This window comes from Marinobacter flavimaris, assembly GCF_002933295.1.
GTDB classification, from domain to species: Bacteria; Pseudomonadota; Gammaproteobacteria; order Pseudomonadales; family Oleiphilaceae; genus Marinobacter; species Marinobacter flavimaris.
Genome location: NZ_PSSW01000003.1, coordinates 430,904 through 449,581, shown reverse-complemented (window position 1 = coordinate 449,581; position 18,678 = coordinate 430,904). Strand labels below are relative to the sequence as shown.

The 18,678-nt window shown below is 53.6% G+C and carries 18 protein-coding genes and 1 pseudogene; 4 read left to right on the top strand and 15 right to left on the bottom strand.

Annotated features, from left to right (window positions below; translation table 11 throughout):
- Window positions 1-763: 763 nt before the first annotated feature.
- The 8 genes from MDHKLMBL_RS08145 to MDHKLMBL_RS08110 all read right to left on the bottom strand — a co-directional run bounded on the left by MDHKLMBL_RS08145 (window position 764) and on the right by MDHKLMBL_RS08110 (window position 7,061).
- The gene (locus MDHKLMBL_RS08145) at window positions 764-1,126 is read right to left on the bottom strand and encodes an NADH-quinone oxidoreductase subunit A (RefSeq protein WP_008169436.1); all 363 of its coding nucleotides are present in this window, start codon (window positions 1,124-1,126) and stop codon (window positions 764-766) included.
- Between the two features lie 151 nt (window positions 1,127-1,277).
- On the bottom strand, window positions 1,278-1,694 hold the full coding sequence (locus MDHKLMBL_RS20800) for a hypothetical protein (RefSeq protein ID WP_139043634.1): 417 nt from the start codon (window positions 1,692-1,694) through the stop codon (window positions 1,278-1,280).
- 113 nt (window positions 1,695-1,807) lie between these two features.
- Window positions 1,808-2,026 (bottom strand): hypothetical protein, encoded by a 219-nt coding sequence (locus MDHKLMBL_RS08135; protein ID WP_099615972.1) that lies wholly within the window; start codon window positions 2,024-2,026, stop codon window positions 1,808-1,810.
- 27 nt (window positions 2,027-2,053) lie between these two features.
- Complete coding sequence (locus MDHKLMBL_RS08130) at window positions 2,054-3,409, bottom strand: APC family permease (protein WP_104270555.1); 1,356 nt, start codon at window positions 3,407-3,409, stop codon at window positions 2,054-2,056.
- 11 nt (window positions 3,410-3,420) lie between these two features.
- Window positions 3,421-3,777 (bottom strand): hypothetical protein, encoded by a 357-nt coding sequence (locus tag MDHKLMBL_RS08125; RefSeq protein WP_104270554.1) that lies wholly within the window; start codon window positions 3,775-3,777, stop codon window positions 3,421-3,423.
- Window positions 3,778-3,918: 141 nt separating this feature from the next.
- On the bottom strand, window positions 3,919-4,668 hold the full coding sequence (locus tag MDHKLMBL_RS08120) for a copper resistance protein B (protein WP_104270553.1): 750 nt from the start codon (window positions 4,666-4,668) through the stop codon (window positions 3,919-3,921).
- Entirely contained in the window at window positions 4,665-6,446 is a 1,782-nt protein-coding gene (locus MDHKLMBL_RS08115; protein ID WP_104270591.1) for a copper resistance system multicopper oxidase, read from the bottom strand. Before MDHKLMBL_RS08115 ends, MDHKLMBL_RS08120 begins: the two co-directional genes overlap by 4 nt.
- Window positions 6,447-6,533: 87 nt before the next feature.
- Window positions 6,534-7,061 (bottom strand): cupredoxin domain-containing protein, encoded by a 528-nt coding sequence (locus MDHKLMBL_RS08110; protein WP_092031103.1) that lies wholly within the window; start codon window positions 7,059-7,061, stop codon window positions 6,534-6,536.
- A gap of 201 nt (window positions 7,062-7,262) precedes the next feature.
- Here MDHKLMBL_RS08110 and MDHKLMBL_RS08105 point away from each other — a divergent pair, with 201 nt between their 5' ends.
- Together MDHKLMBL_RS08105 and MDHKLMBL_RS08100 are read left to right on the top strand one after the other, a co-directional pair.
- The gene (locus MDHKLMBL_RS08105) at window positions 7,263-7,928 is read left to right on the top strand and encodes a response regulator transcription factor (protein WP_053113967.1); all 666 of its coding nucleotides are present in this window, start codon (window positions 7,263-7,265) and stop codon (window positions 7,926-7,928) included.
- The gene (locus MDHKLMBL_RS08100; RefSeq protein WP_104270552.1) at window positions 7,915-9,243 is read left to right on the top strand and encodes an ATP-binding protein; all 1,329 of its coding nucleotides are present in this window, start codon (window positions 7,915-7,917) and stop codon (window positions 9,241-9,243) included. Before MDHKLMBL_RS08105 ends, MDHKLMBL_RS08100 begins: the two co-directional genes overlap by 14 nt.
- A 911-nt stretch (window positions 9,244-10,154) precedes the next feature.
- On the opposite strand, the gene MDHKLMBL_RS08090 is transcribed toward MDHKLMBL_RS08100, so the two are convergent.
- The 3 genes from MDHKLMBL_RS08090 to MDHKLMBL_RS08080 all read right to left on the bottom strand — a co-directional run bounded on the left by MDHKLMBL_RS08090 (window position 10,155) and on the right by MDHKLMBL_RS08080 (window position 12,225).
- Window positions 10,155-10,487, bottom strand: a complete 333-nt coding sequence (locus tag MDHKLMBL_RS08090; protein ID WP_104270551.1) for a tRNA-binding protein — start codon at window positions 10,485-10,487, stop codon at window positions 10,155-10,157.
- A gap of 21 nt (window positions 10,488-10,508) precedes the next feature.
- Window positions 10,509-11,408, bottom strand: coding sequence for an aromatic amino acid exporter YddG (yddG, locus tag MDHKLMBL_RS08085; protein WP_104270550.1), 900 nt, complete (start codon window positions 11,406-11,408; stop codon window positions 10,509-10,511).
- Window positions 11,409-11,493: 85 nt separating this feature from the next.
- On the bottom strand, window positions 11,494-12,225 hold the full coding sequence (locus MDHKLMBL_RS08080) for an AraC family transcriptional regulator (protein ID WP_104270549.1): 732 nt from the start codon (window positions 12,223-12,225) through the stop codon (window positions 11,494-11,496).
- Window positions 12,226-12,450: 225 nt separating this feature from the next.
- Between MDHKLMBL_RS08080 and MDHKLMBL_RS08075 the strand changes: the two genes are divergently transcribed.
- Complete coding sequence (locus tag MDHKLMBL_RS08075) at window positions 12,451-13,608, top strand: IS30 family transposase (RefSeq protein WP_104270548.1); 1,158 nt, start codon at window positions 12,451-12,453, stop codon at window positions 13,606-13,608.
- Between the two features lie 21 nt (window positions 13,609-13,629).
- On the opposite strand, the gene MDHKLMBL_RS21170 is transcribed toward MDHKLMBL_RS08075, so the two are convergent.
- The 3 genes and pseudogenes from MDHKLMBL_RS21170 to MDHKLMBL_RS08060 form a co-directional block, all read right to left on the bottom strand.
- The gene (locus MDHKLMBL_RS21170) at window positions 13,630-14,124 is read right to left on the bottom strand and encodes a GMC family oxidoreductase (RefSeq protein WP_241956202.1); all 495 of its coding nucleotides are present in this window, start codon (window positions 14,122-14,124) and stop codon (window positions 13,630-13,632) included.
- A 249-nt stretch (window positions 14,125-14,373) separates the two neighbouring features.
- A pseudogene (locus MDHKLMBL_RS21165) lies at window positions 14,374-15,231 on the bottom strand (GMC family oxidoreductase); the annotation flags it as partial.
- Window positions 15,232-15,251: 20 nt separating this feature from the next.
- Entirely contained in the window at window positions 15,252-17,231 is a 1,980-nt protein-coding gene (locus MDHKLMBL_RS08060) for an alkyl/aryl-sulfatase (RefSeq protein WP_104270545.1), read from the bottom strand.
- A gap of 144 nt (window positions 17,232-17,375) precedes the next feature.
- Here MDHKLMBL_RS08060 and MDHKLMBL_RS08055 point away from each other — a divergent pair, with 144 nt between their 5' ends.
- Entirely contained in the window at window positions 17,376-18,272 is an 897-nt protein-coding gene (locus tag MDHKLMBL_RS08055) for a LysR family transcriptional regulator (protein ID WP_008177359.1), read from the top strand.
- Window positions 18,273-18,338: 66 nt separating this feature from the next.
- Here MDHKLMBL_RS08055 and MDHKLMBL_RS08050 read toward each other — a convergent pair whose 3' ends face one another.
- The gene (locus MDHKLMBL_RS08050; protein WP_008177357.1) at window positions 18,339-18,641 is read right to left on the bottom strand and encodes a monooxygenase; all 303 of its coding nucleotides are present in this window, start codon (window positions 18,639-18,641) and stop codon (window positions 18,339-18,341) included.
- Between the last annotated feature and the right edge of the window lie 37 nt (window positions 18,642-18,678).

Genomic DNA, 18,678 nt, shown 5'->3' with positions numbered 1-18,678 from the left:
TCGTGCTGCTCATGATCGTGCTCATGCGAATCATGATGGTCATGGCAGTGACCATGATCGTGTTCGTGTTCATGGTGTTCGTGCTGCTGCGCATGATCATGATGCTGGTGTTCGTGCTCATGATGCTGGTGTTCGTGCTCATGATGCTGGTGTTCGTGCTCATGGTGCCGGTGCTCGCGATGATCGTGCCCATGGTCATGCTCGGGGGCCGGCTCCCCTGCCTCCCGGGCGACCAGGTCCATGCCACACTTGGGGCAACTACCCGGCTCGTTCTGGACAACTTCCGGGTGCATGGGGCAGACATACTCGATTCTGGCGTGCAGAACAGGGGCGTCGAAATCCTCGGGGGAGTCTGAGAATGCGCCCTTGGCCAGCGCGCGCTTCAACCAGTCAACCGCGTCGATCAGGCCGGCTTGCGAAACACCCGCGGAAAAATCAGCGTCCGGTAGCGTTGACGGCGTCTGTCCGCCCAAATTGACAATGGCTCGCGGCCTCGGCATCTGCGCATAGAGCACCGCCACGGCCTCGTTCATTTTCTCTGAAAGCTCGCCGATAATCAGGAGCACGCTCGCATCGCGAGGTGTCGCGGTGATGCGCATACCTGCCGCTGTCACATCCAGGCCATGGGACAGTGCCACTTCAGGCCCCGGGACGATCAGGCAGCTCAGGTTGCCCGCGAGGGCCCGGGAAACCCACTTCTGAAGTACCGTGAACCGCTCCTGCCGCTGGCGCGCGCCCGTAATGCTCATTGTCGGGTCAGAAGTCATTGCCGCCTCAATGCCCCCTGACTCCAGCCGTAGAGCAAACCAAGAAAGAGAATGGCAAGGAACACCCCCATGTCATACAAAGCAACCAGCCCTACTTCCCTGTATACAACTGCCCAGGGGTACATAAATGCCATTTCCATGTCGAAGGCCAGAAAGAGCAGCGCGTAGCCGTAGTACCGTGCGTGATAGCGGCCCCAGACCGGGTCCCGTGACAACACTCCGGAACTCGCTGGCACGTCCTTGCCCGGCTCCCGACGCGTCGGGCCCATGGCACGGGCAATCCCAAACAGGGCCAAAACCGTAGCTGCGATGCCAAGCACCAAGGCAAGCAGCAGACCGTACTGCTCCAAAATACTCATCATCCAATCCTCAAGTCGCGCAACGGAGTCTGCACTCCGATAGCGTTCTCCAGAGACAAGATCAATATGCCCTTAACTCGCTTCTTGGTTCCGCATGGGCGAACCGTACTTCCCGAGCAAACAGAGGCTAAAAACTCACCCTCAGATATCCTTACTCCAGTCCATGATGCTTCCCTTCATATACCTTGACGTTCCTTATCTTGCCTCCCTCATTGAGCAATTCGAAATCATTTCCAGACAAAGGCTTTATCTTGTTACAGGAATAGTCGCGACCATAGACAGATGTGCAAAATTTACCGTCTTTGACCTCCCATCTTCCGATATAGTGGGTAAGGTTTCCCTGTTGTTCGCGATATTTGGTCATTCCATAGATCGAACCATCAGGATCATAGTACTCATGAAAAGTTCGAGTGCGAAAATTGTCCTGAGCATCTCGGAATTCCATTTGCACCGTGTTTCCGACGACAACATCTGCGACATCTTCGCCAGAAAGAACTTCTTCAGCGTGCAAAAATGGCGCTTGCAAAAAAGTCAAAAATACGAACAGTTTAAAATTTATTGCTTTCATCTGGTTATCTCCCAGTTTCTTTCAATTATTGTGATCACACGAACAACAGCCTTAAGTCGTATCGTAGGATTGTGAAGAAAGCTCAATGTATCAATTGCATTAAAACAGTCCACTTATTTTCCACTCCGCTCAACTGGCCAGTCACTAAAAGCGATGAAGTAGAGCAAAACCAGATTGACGATGGGGATAAGTATCAAGACCCCCATCCACCCCGGATATCCCGTGCGCTGGCAGATACGCCAGGCCGGTATCACTACCACAATGCCAATCACCAGCATCCAGAGCCAGTGACCTGCCCACATTGTGTTGCCAAACATATCACCTTCCATCACGGTGCTGTCCTCCCGGTTGACTACTGATTAGTGGTGATCATGGGCATGAGATTCATCATGTCCCGAATGTCCGGTTTCCTGGAACCTTTTCAGAAAAAACTGCTCTGCTGCCGCAATAACAACCATCGTGCCAACCGCAACGCCAATCACAAACGGGTCAGAGTTCAGTTTGACCCAAACAAACCCTCCGAGTACGAGCAAATCCAGGAGGATGGCAACCGCTGGCACCCACGCCTTTGCCTTCACATCGTGGCGCAAATAACGAAGGACTCCCCAGTGAATGGCAATATCCATTACCAAATAGAATACGATACCTAATGCTGCAATCCGGGAGAGATCAAAGAAAGCCGTCAGAACCAGCCCCAGGACCACGGTGTACACCAACGTGTGCTTTTGGATACTGCCCGGCATACCGAAATGACGATGGGGAACCAGTTTCATTTCGGTTAACATCGCAAGCATACGTGAGACCGCAAAAATACTGGCTAGAATACCGCCGGCGGTGGCCATCATGGCAATGGCAACGGTGAACCAGACCGCGTACTCTCCCAGAGCCGGGCGCGCGGCGGCAGCAAGCGAGTAATCCTGCGTTTCGATGATTTCAGCCAGCGACAGGTTACTGGCCACAGCAAAACCAACCAAAGTATAAATCACCACGCAGGCCGCGATGGAAATAATGATGGCCCGCCCTACATTCCGCTTGGGATCTATGACTTCAGAGCCGCTGTTAGTGATCGTAGTAAAGCCCTTGAAGGCCAGTATTCCAAGTGCCGTCGCACCCAGGAAATTCCCCGTTGCTCCGGCTTCGCCCGTGCCTGAAAAGTCGACTGACAGACTATCTGCAACCCAAACACCCACGACCCCGAAAATCACTATACCTCCGATCTTCAGGATGCCTATGAAGGAGGCCACCCCCTGAATCATTCGGTTACCGAGCAGGTTGATCAGAAACGCCGCCAGGATCAACGACACGCCGAGAATGGGCACCATGCGACCGCTTTCATCGCCACCGAACAGCTGCATGGTGTACGAGCCGAACGTGCGCGCGAGGAAGCTCTGGGCGATCACCATCGAGAAATACATCAGCAGGGCGTTAAACGCCGTCGGCAGACGGTTTCCGTAAGCCTTGTGAAGGTACATGCCAATGCCCCCGGCTGAGGGGTAGGCATCAGAAATCTTGATATAGGAATAAGAGCTGAAGCTGACGATCACCGCAGCCGCCAGAAACGCCAATGGGAAAAGAACACCGGTCATCTGCGCCATCTGCCCGGTAAGTGCAAAGATACCGGCGCCGATCATGACGCCGGTACCGAGCATAACGGTTCCCGCGAGTGTGAGACTGCCTTCCTTATAGCGAGTGGTTCTATCTTGCTCCCTGCTCATTTAACCTCCGGTTATTTTCGTTTCATGGGCGGGATCTTTGAACAGCAAAACGGATCATGCTTGGCATTGGCACGAACGTTGTCATCTGTAAATCGATACCACGCCAGCTTCCGTTTAGTCCACCACCCCCCCTTCAACCGACCGCCATGTGCTTCAATCGCCTCCAGCAACTCATCGGTGGACCAATGGGTTCCATCGAAGGTGACTTGCAGTTGGTTATTTGCCTTGCGTTCGGCAAAATCTACACAGGGATGATGGTTGAGTTCGTGAATAAAATCAGACCATTCGCCCTCTTCAATACCTTCAACGGCAAGTTTTCGGCGCAGCAGAAACTGCTCTTGGTTCGATGCTTTGTGTGCTTTAGTCATGGGAGAAACCTCTTAGCCTTATCATCTCCCCTCTATGACAACATGCGGACCTGAACTGCGACTGAAAATCAGTGAGGGCTTTCGATGAAATTGATGTACATCAAAAAGAGAGCCAGGACAAAACCTGGCTCGTTATCCCAATCAGAACGCGATGCGGGCACCGATGACGGCAAACCAGTCTTCTGTACCGCCGCCTTCGGCTTTAGCGAGATCTGCGGTATCGCCGTACTTGCGCTCATGCACCACGCCCACGTAAGGCGAGAACGCACGATCGATCAAGTCATAGCTTAACCGGAGGCCAGTTTCGGTGGAAACCAAGCCTTTACCCACGCCAATTTCCTCGTCCTCGCTGAATGCTACCGTTGCATCCAGCGTCGCAGACAGGATCCAGTAGTTAGTGAACAGCAGCTCGTATTCCGCGTCGATCTCGGCAGACGAATCACCATCCTTGCTAACATACAGGTTGGCATCGACCTCAAACCATTGTGGGGCAAGCCCAGCGATACCCAGTAAGGCATAAGTGCGATCCGGCCCTTCAGGGGTGTCAAAGCGAACACCCGCTTTGGCATCGAAGAACTTGGAGATGGGGATCTGGCCGACCAACTGGTTTTCCAGCGTTTCGTAGGCCTGCTCCTCTATCTCGTATTCACCGGTTGTGAGCAGTCGGACTTTTAATTCATCGGTCCCGTAGAAGGCGTCCGCGTTCCAGACGCCAAGCTCCTCATCATCGTCGCTGTAACGGTATTCAAACTCCTCGAATTGAACACCCCAGGTTGTGAGTGGCTGTTTACGAGCGGTGGTGTCGGAGATCATTTCCTGAGCTGTCACTGTCGTTGAGAAACCAATAGAGGCAAGGAAACTGACTGCGACAAGTGATCGAATACGGCTCATACCTCACCTCCATCTTCAGCAATCACCTCTGTTTTGGCCTGCGTCGACTCCGGCCCACCTTCAACAATGACCTTGCGGAACATACCAGCAGCCGCGTGATAGGACAGGTGACAGTGGAACGCCCACTGGCCGGGCTCGTCGACCTCGGTTTCCATGTACACCGTAGTGCCCGGGTTCACGCTAACGGTGTGTTTGATCGGGTTCCACTGACCTGCGCCAACATCAAGGATGGACCACATACCGTGCAGGTGCATGGGGTGAGTCATCATGGTTTCGTTCACGAATTTGAAGCGAACTCTCTCACCGTATTTGAGACGAATTGGGTCTGCGTCTTCGTACTTGACGCCATTAATGCTCCAGGTGTAACGCTCCATATTGCCGGTCAGGCGAAGCTCAATTTCTCGAGTCGGTTCGCGGTCTTCATACAGCGGATCCTGAGCCTTCAGGTCAGCGTAAGAGAGGAACTTGCCGCCATTGGCCGCTGTGGGCACAAGGCCACTTCCCTTGGCATAAAAGGGATCGCTTGGACCTTCTTTTCCCATCACCATGGAACCATGATCCATGCCGGACATGTCAGAGTGATCCATTCCTTTCATGTTGGAGTGATCCATTCCTTTCATATTCGAATGGTCCATGCTGCCCATGTTTGAGTGGTCCATTCCGGACACACCTTCTGAGCTGCCCATATCCATGTTTCCATGATCCATGCCTGCCATGCTGCCATGGTCCATACCGGGCATACCGCCCATATCCGCCATGGTCAGTCGGGCAGCTTCACGCAGTTTCGGCACGGCCGCTTCCATACCCTCTTCAGGGGCCAGTGTTGCTCTGGCGTATCCGGAACGCCCCATGGATTCGGCGAAGATTGTGTAAGCCTGCTCGTCCTTCGGGCGTACTATCACGTCGTAGGTTTCCGCCACACCGATCCGGAATTCATCGACACTGACCGGCTGAACGTTGTTGCCATCGGCCTGAACGACTGTCATATCCAGACCGGGAATCCGGATATCAAAATAGGTCATCGCCGAGGAGTTGATGAAGCGCAGCCGGATGCGTTCGCCGGGCTCAAAGATTCCGGTCCAGTTTTGGTCCGGTCCTTTACCGTTGATCAGGCCCGTAAAGCCCTGCAGATCCTCAACGTCCGCTTTCATCATGCGCATATCGCCCCATGCCATCCGATCTCGGACAGTATTCATCAGACCGTTTTCGGACACGTCCGAGAAAAACTCGCCCACGGTTTGCTGCTCACGGTTGTAATAGTCCGGCATCATTTTCAGGTTGCGCATGATGCGGTCACCGGAATGTGGGTGTTTATCGGTCAGCTGCACTACGTATTCACGATCGTAGCGGAACGGTTCACGGCCTTCGGGCTCAATGACAATGGCGCCATAGGCTCCGTCTGGTTCCTGAAAACCAGAGTGGCTGTGGAACCAGTAAGTGCCTGCCTGCTGGATAGGAAATTCATAGGTGAATGTTTCACCCGGCTTGATACCTGGAAAACTGATACCGGGTACACCATCCTGGTCGAAGGGAAGAATCAGGCCGTGCCAGTGGATCGAGGTCATCTCGTCCAGGTTGTTGGTCACGTTGATTTTGACGTTTTCACCTTCCTTGAAGCGCATCACCGGTCCAGGAGATGCGCCATTGTATCCAATGCCTTCTTTCACGAAATCGCCGGTATCAATTTTAACCCGGTCAACCGTCAGGCCGTATTCACCGGCCATGACCATGGCCGGCATCAGCAGGGTCAAAAGCCCTGTCAAAAGGCGTATCTTCATCTGTTTTATTCCCAACTGCACTTCATTGGAGTTAGGCTGGGAAGCCTTCACCAGCCCTTGCAATCGTGCGGCGCTCAGCACACTGTATTATTCGAAATTTACGTCACCGTACATTCCTGACTGGTAATGGCCCGGCACGTTACAGGCAAATTCGATATTGCCTTTATCAGAGAACTTCCAGACAACTTCCTTGCTCTGCCCGGGTTCCAGTAAGACGCTGTTGGGATCGTCGTGTTTCATGGAATGACCATTGCCCATATCCATGTTCATCATGTCGTGGTTCAGCTTGCCGCCCTGAATCACGCCATGCTCAACCATCATCATCATTTCTTTTTGATGGCTCTCGTGCATGGCGGGGGTGCCAATGTTGAACTCATGGACAAGACTGCCCTTATTCTCCACCACAAATCTCACGGTTTCACCAGGCTTCACAGTTATTTCTTCCGGCTCATAGTAGTTGTCGTACATTTCCACGGTGATGGTGCGAGCAACCTCGGAGGCCTTGCCGGGCTCTCCGCTGCTAGCCCCGTGCCCGCCACCGTGGGCTCCTGCTGCAAAAGCACCCGCTGACATTGAAAAGGCCACACCCGCTACCAACAACTTTGATACATTCATACCATCTTCTCCTGTGAAATCGTTCAGTAACAATTAATTGTATTTTCAGGACACTTGATCAATGTCCAGAATCGTTACATAAGATCGCTTACCAACCTGAATTCTTACTGAAAATTCAAAAAAATTTATTTAGGCTGAATTCAGGACTACTAAAGACATTACGTTGAATTCACAGTCGCCGCTCAGCAAAAAGGAAAAAAAATGCGTTTACTACTGGTTGAAGACGATCAGATGCTCTCAAACAGCCTTTTGCATCAACTTGAAAAATCGGGGTTCAGCGTGGACCCTGCGTATACGGCAAAAGAAGCAATAACTCTGGGTGAACAGGAAGATTATCGGGTCAGCATCTTGGATCTGGGGCTGCCCGACGGCAACGGTTTAGATGTTTTAAAAAAGTGGCGCGCAAAGAACATTGCCTTTCCCGTACTAATCCTGACAGCGCGAGATGACTGGCATGATAAAGTGGCTGGACTAAAGGCAGGGGCAGACGACTACCTCGCAAAACCTTTCCAGACCGAAGAGTTAATTGCACGGCTGAATGCTATTGTTCGCAGGAGCGAAGGGAGAACACATTCATTGGTTAAGGCAGGCCGCTTTGTGCTGGATGAAAATCGTCAATGCTTGTCGGTGGACGATGGAACTGAACATCCACTTACCGGCACAGAGTTTCGTCTTCTGCGCTGCCTGATGAGTAAGCCGGGCCATGTCTTTTCAAAAGACCAACTGCTAGAGCAGCTTTACAGTCTCGAAGATAGCCCAAGCGCGAACGTTATCGAGGCATATATTCGGAGGCTGCGAAGACTGGTGGGAAATTCCACAATCTCAACCCGACGTGGCCAAGGCTATATGTTCAATGACAACGTTTAAGAAACCTGCCTCTGTAAAAGGCACCCTGCTTGTAATACTGCTGCCCGCAGGTGTTGCCTTGATGGCAATAGCCTGGTTTGCACATGGTGCTCTGCTCGAAAGAATGTCCCGTGAATTTGTCACGGACAGGCTGAAAGAGGAGGTTTCGTTTTTAGAGCATCAGATTCGGGACAGTGACGGAGCCTTCGACGGACTCAAGACGGGCGATTACTTTCAGCGCGTATTCCACCATGCTTTTGTTCAACACTCCGATTCCAGGACCATCATTTCGCCAGAATCATGGAAACCGCTACTATCGCCGCTCATCAAATCGGAAAAAGAGGGCACGATTCGGGTCGAAAATTCTGAAATAGCAGGGGCCCCAACGGACATATTGGCATATCGGAGTTCCTTCATCGCAAACGAAAAACCGTTTGTTGTTATCGTTGCAGAAGACCTCGGCGCATTGAAGAATAGCCAGGCAGAGCTACATGCATGGACGGCAATCGCATCTCTTTTACTTATCTCGCTATTGGTTTGTGCAATCTGGCTCGGCGTCAATTTGTCCATGCATTCTGTCACACGACTCAAGGCGTCACTGAAAAGACTCCAGGATGGGAGCGTCTCGCGTATAGATATGACTGTCCCCGAGGAGTTCCACCCTCTCGTCGAACAGTTGAACCAGCTGCTTGACTCACTTGATCAACGATTGGAGCGCTCGAGGAATGCGCTGGCAAACCTATCCCACAGCGTTAAAACTCCGATTGCGTCTGTCCAACAAATTCTCAGCGACACTTCTACGCCGCTAGATAGCGAGTTAAGGCAGCAAATAGCTGCGCGTCTCGGGGATATTGACAAACAACTTGAAGCTGAAATGCGCCGCAGCCGGTTTGCTGGGCCGCAGGTAGGAAAAAGCTGCTATCCAGTAGAAAAAGCACGGGACCTTCTGTGGATGATGGGAAGACTATACCCGGCAAAATCATTTGAGTTATCAAGTTCTCTCCCAGAGAATAGCCGTTGGCCAATTGTAGAATACGACCTATCTGAAATACTGGGGATCGTGCTGGACAATGCGGGGAAGTGGTCACATAGAGAGGTGGAGCTAATATTGGAACAATGCGGCCCCTCAAAACGAATTGTCGTGACAGACGATGGTCCCGGCGTTGAGGAAGCTGAATTGAGCAAGCTTGGTCAACGAGGATTAAGGCTGGACGAACAGACTCCGGGCCACGGGCTCGGCCTTGCAATCGTTCAAGACATTGTTAGCCGGTATGGCGCAAAGATTGTCTTTTCCAATCGCCCACGAGGTGGATTAAAGGTCACGATTGAATTTTGAATTCACGAAAGTTAACGAGTGGGTTATCGCGCCTGAAAAACTCTGACAACTCTACCCTTAGCAAGAACCAACGCAGTCAAACAAGTACGATTTGCCACACAACCGCACTGGCCTGACGGTGGCAACCATTCAGCGGGACCACATGCTCGATGTCGATCTCACTGCTGTTCTGGATGACTTTGCCTGTGAACGGACTGATTCAGCGGCCCGAAACCACTCTGCAACGACGTTCATCTGCAAGCCGGACCTTGGTCGTGGATTGTGCAATCAATGCCTCAGTACGGCTGTCCTGGTTATCACTGAACTTTTTTGTTGACTGGAAGTGAGTGAGTGACTGGACACCCTTGTATGCTTGAGTTGGAGCCGTGATTGATTTAGAAATCCAGGTGTCAACGATGACAGTTCTAGAACGTTTCCCCGCAGAAACAATTAGCGTCTCCAAAACATTCCTCCAAAACATTTTTGTTGACTGATCGACTCATCAATTTAACCTATTCTCGGTATCCAAGGGCTCTGCCCTCTCGCCGCAAGCGGCGATTCACCCGAGGTATTTAAGGACCAGCGATGTTCTGGTATTCCGACCATAGATTGGCCGCTTTGGCCAAACTATGGAGTCATAGGTGAGCAGAATTGGCCGCTTTCTGATAAAAGCGGTCCTTTTTCAAATAGGGGTTTACCCGGTCCGCTATTCGGAAACAAGGCACGCTGAGGTCGCAAAGCGAACATTTGCATTGGACGATTACGCGGAGCTTTGCGACTATTTTGGAGCAGCGAATCGGAGGGAAGTGCATTGGAGCGCTGCAACGGTGAACTTTCCGCTCACCATTGCCAGCACAAGAGACTTTGTCCCATGCATCACCCTCACTTGGACTCGAATACCGGTTGGCCTGTGATGTGTAAGCCGCCGAAACTCAGAACAAGCGTTCCCCATTATCCACCTGCGCGTCCGGTCTTACCAAGGTAACTGCGCCCCTCTCCGTCTGCACGCCAGTGACCAGGCACTCCGACAAAAAAGGTCCGATCTGTTTGGGCGGGAAATTGGTGACGGCAAGAACCTGCTTGCCGATAAGATCCTCCTTGCCATATAGGTCCGTAAGCTGTGCACTCGATTTACGAATACCAATGTCCGACCCGAAATCCACTCGCAATTTATAAGCAGGTTTGCGCGCCTCGGGAAAATCCGTCACGTCAATGATGGTCCCGATCCGCAGTTCAACCTTCTCGAAATCGTCCCAAGTAATCATCTCACTGCTCCTTCGACGTAGTTAGTCTGTTAACAATTCTGGCTCAGCGACCGTCCGGCTTTTCGCACGACCCGCGATCAAAGAACCAATGACGATCAGAATGCTGGCACTCAACACCGCAACCGTAGCCTCGCCGAATCCGGCAAGGATCAAAAGGATCACTGAAATGAGTGGCGCACTGTATGCCAGGGTTCCCAGTAACTGGATGTTTCCGTGTTTTACACCATGGTCCCAGGTGAAGAATGCTACGCCCACCGGTCCGAGGCCCAGTCCGACCACGCCAATCCATTGAAGTACGCCTTCTGGCCATACCGTTTCCTCCCACAAAAGGTGGCAAATCAACGCCAGAATGGCCGTAACACCGCAGAACCAGCCCACTGCATCGGTCGGTACCGAGCGAACCAGTCTGCTGAGAACGGAATAAGATGACCAGATCAGAGCACAGGACAGAGCCACCAGGTAACCCGGCAGGTTCTCCCAGGCAAATCCGTCGGCATTACGGCTGATCAACAACCAACAACCTGCCAGGGCAACCAGGGCCCCAACGATGTACTGGGCTCGTAGTTTCTCGCCCGGCAGGAAGGCCGACAGCAGGACTATCAGCAGCGGCCAGAGGTAAGCCAGCAGGCTGACTTCAACGGCCGGGGCCAGTGTCATGGCCTTGAAGTAGGCAAAGTGATAACCGAACAAACCAACGATACCGATGCACCATGCAAGCGGCGATTGCCGTAAATAATGCACACCGGAATGTCCCGATAAGACCCAACGGCTGCACATCAACAGGAAAGCGATGCCGAAGGTCATGGCCATGAGCTGGAACTCTGGAATCTCGCCACCGGAAAGCTTGGTCAGCAATGCCAAAGTGCCCCATAACAGAACGGAAATCGACCCGATCCAGGTTGCGGCGTTAACGGATGCCATGAAACCCTCCCCGAAATTCTCACGTGTGAATGATTTCAGAAGGGTATCCAGTGCGAAGGACAGGAACTTTCAAATCCTGGCGGAACTATTTCGAAATACGGCGGAAGTGGCTGGGCGCTTTGCCAAAGTGGGCTCTGAACCGGTCGCTAAAGGCCGATAACGATGAATAGCCGACAGCGTCGGCAACTCGCTGGACGCTGCGCCCCGACTGCTCCAAAAGCCGCCAAGCTTCTTTCATTCGTAATTCTGTGAGGTATTGATGCGGCGTCATGCCGACCTGGCGCCGAAACAGATCGTTCAACTGCCGAATGCTCAGATGTGCCACGGCAGCCGCCTCGGCCAAGGACAGCGGTCGGCTGAAGTGTTCGTCCAGAAATTGTTTCGCGGCGTGGACTCTGCGGTCCAGCTTCAGCTGACTTCCATGGCGCTCCTGAAGCAACTGAATCAGCAGGAGCAGCATTTGATGCTGGGTAAAATCCGACTCAGTCCCATTTTGGAGCTGTGCGTGAAGGAACTGGACGTAATGGAGCAATGCTGGATCGAGGTCTACGAAACAAGGTAGCTTGTCTAGCGCCGGGGCCAAGCCTTCGGGGACGTCTGCAACCAAAAACCGATTATCGTCGGTCGCAGCATATCCATGGCCAATTCCCGCAGGAATAATTGCCGCTCGATGCTGCGCAACCTCCCCTTCCTTGGCATCTACTGACAGAGATAACGTTCCCACCAACGGCAATACCAGTTGGTGATGGTCGTGGGAGTGGCTTTTTCCCTCGTCCTCGTAGGTTCGTATATGCAAGCCGATCTCAGAGTGCTTCATGCGACCAGTATAATCAGAAACACAGGAGAATCATCACAGAACCACTCCTTCACCCATCTCCCATCCGGGATCCGACCGGCTCATACTAAAAACGCGGCAAATTCGCAGTCACGAAGTATCTCTTGAACCAGCCTAAACGGTTTGTGGCTAGAATGTCCGCTTTTGTTGGTGGATTCAATCGGTGAACGCAACACCCTATCGTAGAGCCATGCGATAGAGGTGACCATGAAACAACGTAGACGGATTTACTACAGCAAAGAACAGTGCGATCTCATGTGGGAGCGCTACGAGAAGGGATGGTCGCTATCGGCGATCGCCAGGCTCTTCGAACGTAACTCTTCCTCCGTCCATACTGTTTTCGCAAGGACGGGTGGCATTCGGCCGCCAGAGCGAAAGCGACCTCAAACGTCGCTGTCGCTGGCCGAACGTGAGGAGATATCCAGAGGGTTGGTGGCGGAACTATCGATCAGACAAATAGCGGCGCAGCTTTGCAGGCCCCCTTCAACAGTTAGCCGAGAGATCAGTCGGAATGGCGGACGGAGCGCCTACCGGGCCGTGACCGCAGACGAAGAGGCGTGGCGCAGGGCTGAACGCCCAAAACCCTGCAAACTGGTGACAAACGAGGCGCTTTGTAACATCGTGGAGACCCTGTTGATGCAGCATTGGTCACCCCAGCAAATAACCGGTTGGTTGAAGCGAAAGCTGCCCAATCACGAGCAATATCACGTGTCGCACGAAACGATTTACAAGACGCTCTTTATCCAGGCCAGAGGCGCGCTGAAAAAGGAATTACAGGCCTATTTAAGGTCTCAACGCACCATCCGAAGAGCACGATCCTCCACCTTGAAAAAGAAGCTGGGTGGCATCGTGGGTGCGGTTTCCATCCGTGAGCGACCAGCCGAAGTTGAAGACCGAGCGATTCCTGGCCACTGGGAGGGTGACCTCATTGCGGGCACCAGGACCAGTTATGTCGCCACCTTGGTGGAGCGGCACTCCCGCTATGTAAATCTGGTAAAAGTAGACGGACGCTTCTCTGACGATGTCGTACCCGCTCTAATCAGGCAGGCCAAAGAAATACCAAGCCAACTGTATAAAACGCTAACGTGGGATCGTGGTACAGAGATGGCCACACACGCGAAATTCACGATGGCCACTGATATCCAAGTGTACTTCTGTGATCCCAAGAGTCCCTGGCAGCGCGGCTCCAATGAAAACACCAACAGACTTCTCAGGCAGTACCTACCTAAAGGCACTGACCTGTCGGTACACTCACAGGCAGAGCTTGATGAAATAGCTCGACAGCTAAACACCAGGCCAAGAAAGACACTGGATTATGAAACGCCAGCAGAGCGCTTCGCGGAGTGTGTTGCATCGACCGATTGAATCCACCTTTTAAGCTGACAATCAGATATCGCAGCCCTCCGCCTTTTCGAGAATCATGTCAGCAGCCTTTTCGGCAATGGCAATCGTAGGCGCGTTGGTATTGCCGCTAATCAGCCGTGGCATGATGGACGCGTCCACCACACGGAGGCCCTCTAGCCCGTGCACCCTGAGTTGTGGGTCCACGACCGCCATCCTGTCAGTTCCCATTTTGCAGGTGCCCACCGGGTGGTATACCAGGCCCACCTTTTCCTTCACCTTTTCGATGATCTGCTCGTCGGATTGGCGATCTGCGCCCGGGTGGAGTTCCTCACCCCGATAATCGTCAAAGGCCTTCGCCGCGAGAATCCGGCGGGCCTGGCGGATACCATCCACCATGACTTTGCAGTCATCGGGATCGGCAAAGAAGTTATAGTCGATTTCCGGCGCCGCAAACGGATCGGCCGACGTTATGGTTACGGTGCCTGAGCTCTTCGGCCGCAGCACACAGACATGCACTGAATAACCGGGGTTGGACATGAGTTTCAGGTCCCGACCGCTATCATCAAACAGCAGCGGCAGCATGTGGAGCTGAACATCCGGGCGATTAACGCTGTCACTGGATTTGATAAAACCGCCAGCCTCGGTGATGGATTTAGCGAGCTTGCCCCGTTTACTGAGGAAGTATCGGATGGTATCCGGGAGCATTTTCAGCAGGCCACCGAACGAGGCAGTGAAGCCACTGTTCTTCCTGCTTGAGACCAGGACGCAGGCGTCCACATGCTCCTGAAGATTCTTACCCACTCCCGGTAATTCGTGCAGGCACCGAATACCCAGGTTTTCCAGGATGTCGCGGTCTCCGATGCCGGAAAGCTGAAGCAACTGGGGCGAGTTGATCGCTCCACCGCTTAGAATGATTTCCCGGTTTGCCCGCAACACCCGATCTCTGCCCTTGTGGCGGAGCTCTACCGCAACAGACCGTTTGCCCTCGAACACCACTTTTTTCACCTGTGCGTCGGTGAATACAGTCAGGTTCTGGCGAGTCATGGCCGGCTTCAAATAGGCGTCGGCGGCACCGAATCGACGGCCATTCTTGATGTTCAGGTGGAAATAGCCCACGCCTTCCTGGTTGGCGCCGTTAAAATCGCTGTTGCAGGGAAAACCGGCCTGCCGTGCCGCATCTACGAAAGCTTCGGACATCGGGTACTCCGCTGTTTCCGGTGCACTGATGTGAAGGTTGCCACCTTCGCCGTGATAAGGGGTTCCGGAAAGCGTCTCGTGGTGTTCCGATTTTATGAAGTAAGGCAACATCTCCCGATAGCCCCAGCCTTCATTACCGAGTGCCTCCCACTCGTCTCAGTCCTCTTTCTGACCGCGCACGTAGAGCATGCCGTTTATTGACGAACTACCACCAAGCCCTTTTCCCCTGGGGGTAAACAAGGGCTCACCATCTCGCAGTTTCTGGTCGGGCCTGGCGTTGAATGCCCAGTTGTACTTCTTGAGAAACATGTGGGCGGCAAAGGCGCCCGGCGTCCGGATCGTGAACGAATCCCCACCCGGTCCCGCCTCCAGTATGCAGACCGAGTATCGGCCATCGGCTGAAAGTCGATCTGCCAGTACGCTACCGGCAGAGCCGGCACCGACCACGATGTAATCAAAATTCTCGTTCACGGTTGTTCCCCCACCGGTTCAATGATGGAGAAGTTTGCTGCTGGTTGTTCCAGCATTTGCAGCAGGCCAAAGAAGGCATCCACTGCCCCCTCGACCTGGATCTCGCCAGACTCCACCGCCTCCGGGAAGCTGGTTTTTTGAAGAAGGATATTATCCAGTACCGCTCGGGGCATACTCACACTGGCGTGGGCACGCTCGTCCAGCTCTCCTGACCGGTGGGTCAGTGTGGCATTCTGCAGGTTCAGCCGGTAATCCTCACCCTGGTCGGTAATAGACCAGTTGATCACCAGATGCTCTCCGGCGGCTTTTTCCGGGTCAATCCTTACTGCCATCGAATCAAAAAACATACTGGTTTGCAGTGCCTGCATCAGGTCTGGCTGCAGCCCCACATGTTTCGGCGTGATTAGGCCGTGGCGCAATTCGTGCGCGCCAACGAGGTAGGCGCTACGCCAGGTGCCCGCCTCGGCCTGGTAACCAAGCTGCTCCAGAGCGTCCGCGCCCAGTTCGCGCGCTTCACGGTTTTCAGGGTTGGCATACACGAGATCACGCATCACTGATGCAACCCAGCGATAGTCGCCGTCCGCAAAATCTTCGCGGGCCTTTCGGAGCACTTCTGCCTCACCGCCCATGTAGTCGATGGTGCGTCTCGATTCTTCACGAGGTGGCAAAGGGTTAAGGTTGGCGGGATTGGCGTCATACCAACCCATGTAGCGCTGATATACACCGCGGGCATTGTGGCTGACGGTTCCGTAATAACCGCGCGCTGACCATTCCTGGTTCAGGCTTTCAGGTAACTGCAGGTTTTCAGCAATATCGCCGGGCAACATGCCACGGTTCATCATACGAACCGTCTGATCATGGATATGCTTGTACAGGTCCCTTTGAACTTCCAGAAAATGCGTGATGTCTTCCGGGTTCCAGATCGGCCAGTGGTGCTGGGCCACCAGAATGTCCGTGCGATCAGCGAAGCGAACCAGTACCTTGTCGATAAACCTGGACCAGGAACTGGCGTCGCGAATGGCGGCTCCGCGGATGGTGTAGATGTTATGCAGGTGCTGACTTGTGATCTCGGCGGTGTTGAGCACACGGAACTGAGGGAAATACATCATCATCTCAGATTCGGCTTCGGTGCCGTGCGCCATCTGGAACTCAATCTCGATACCATCGATGGTCAGGTTGGCGTTGTCAGGCACCGTATCGGTGGGAGCGATAAGGCTGAGCCCGCCGCTACCCAGTGCCTTGCCAAGCCCGGTGTCGACATGACCTCTCACGCCCGGAGTCAAACCAGCGCCGAACTGGTAGGTGGCGCGACGGGTCATGGCATTGCCGGCAATGACGTTTTCAGCGATCGCATGCTCCATGAACCCCTCCGGAGCATAGATCCGGACCTTACCGGCGCGAACATCCTCCTCATTAACGACACCCTTCACACCGCCGAAATGATCCGCATGGTTGTGTGTGTAAAGCACTGCCACAACGGGCTTTTTGGTTCGATGCTGGTAATAGAGTTCCAGACCGGCGCGCGCCGTCGCGGGCGTCAGAAGGGGGTCGATGATGATCAGGCCGCTGTCACCCTCAATGATGGTCATATTGGACAGATCCATGTTGCGGACCTGGTACATGCCTTCGACCACTTCGAACAGCCCATGGATCGCATTCAGTTGCGCCATGCGCCACAGGCTTGGATTGACTGAATCCGGAGCGGCATCGGCCTGCAGGAAGGCGTAGGGCGCCATGTCCCAGGCCACGTGACCTTCATTATCCAGCACCCTGCCATCAGGCAACGCACCCAAGAAGCCACGGCGAGCGTCCTCAAACGAACGGGTATCGGAAAACGGCAGCTCATTCAGTACCGCCTGGTTTAACTGTGCCGTCACGTCCGTTGCCGGCTTGGAGGTTTCGGCCTGAGCGATCATCGGGAACAGTAAACCGGCACCGAACGCTGTCAGCATGGCCTTCTTGAATAGGGGTAGCATGCGGAATCTCCTCTTTTTGGCGGCACCTGGGTTTTGTTGGTTTCGAATCGTGCGCCACGTAACTGCAGTTTGAAGCGAGGTGTTCCGTTCATCCAATGCAATGTTTCTTGACTTAATATGCGCAAAACGCATAGATATAGTGCCATGGACACACGACACATCCGGCATTTCATGGCGTTAGTTGAGTGCGGCAGTTTTGCCCGCGCCTCGGAAGTCGTGCACCTGTCTCAACCGGCTTTAAGTCGCAGCATCCAGGAACTGGAGCGCCAACTCGGGGCAAGACTGTTCGATCGGGGGCGCTTCGGGGTGGTTTTGACCGCGCACGGGCGAGCCGCTCTACCCCACGTCCGGGGCCTGCTGGCAGCGGCAGAATCTTTAAGACAGGAAGTCGAGGCCATCGACGAGCTTGAGACAGGCGAATTGAATATCGGAACCGGCCCCTACCCGGCGCTGGCACTGATGGATAAGGTCTGTGCCCGGTTTGTGGATCAGTATCCGGGAATCCGCCTCAACATTCGGACAGATAACTGGCAGGATTTACGCCTTGCGCTGTTGGACCATGAGATAGAGCTCTTTGTGGCCGATACCGGCGAGTTGTCTGGCGATCCCGATCTGGAAATAACCCACTTGCCGCAGCCCGAAGTTGTTGTGTTTTGTCGTCATGATCACCCGTTGGCTCAGGCGACGGGGGTGGTATGGGGAGATTTACTCGATTATCCAATAGCCATGACACGTGTTCCTGAAGATATGGAACGGAATATTCAGGCCATGAGCGCGCAACAAGGGGGGCTGAAACGAAGAATCGAGTGCGACAATATTGCCATGCTTGCGGCCATTGTTACTGGCAGCAAGGCCATCAGTATCGCACCCAGACCTATAGTGGCCGATTTGCTTGATAGCGGAAAGGTGACAACCGTTTCTGTATCCGGGATTGAGACTCTTCGGACCCGCTATGGTGTCTTGCAGCGTTGCGGGAGGCCGCTTTCACCGGCGGCAGCCAAGTTCCATTCCATGGTTCTGGAATTCGCAAAACTGAAATGAACCAGGAACATGGCATTTAAGGCGCATTCCAGAAAGCCAGGTTTGTGAAGCAGGGGCCAACATGATTCAGACCGGACCGTGATCAATGGCGGAAAGGGCCTCGTTCACCTGGAACACTTTGCCGTTGACCTTCGGCACACCGAATTCTTTCAGCCGGGCCGTATGCTTGTTCAGATAGGCCCTTGCACTGCTCTCATCTTCGAAGAGATAGATACCGCCCGCCTCGCAGGAGTCGGGATTTTCTGTCCAAATCTTCCAGAGAAACCCCGGCTCCCTGGCAATAGACTCGGCAAGCTCGGCCATCGCACTCGCCATCTCATCGCCAAACGGGCCGTCGTAAGGAAAATCCAACTGTAGCAGGGTTCTCATCGTTCACGTCCTCCTGAGTTCATCAATGCATCATAGC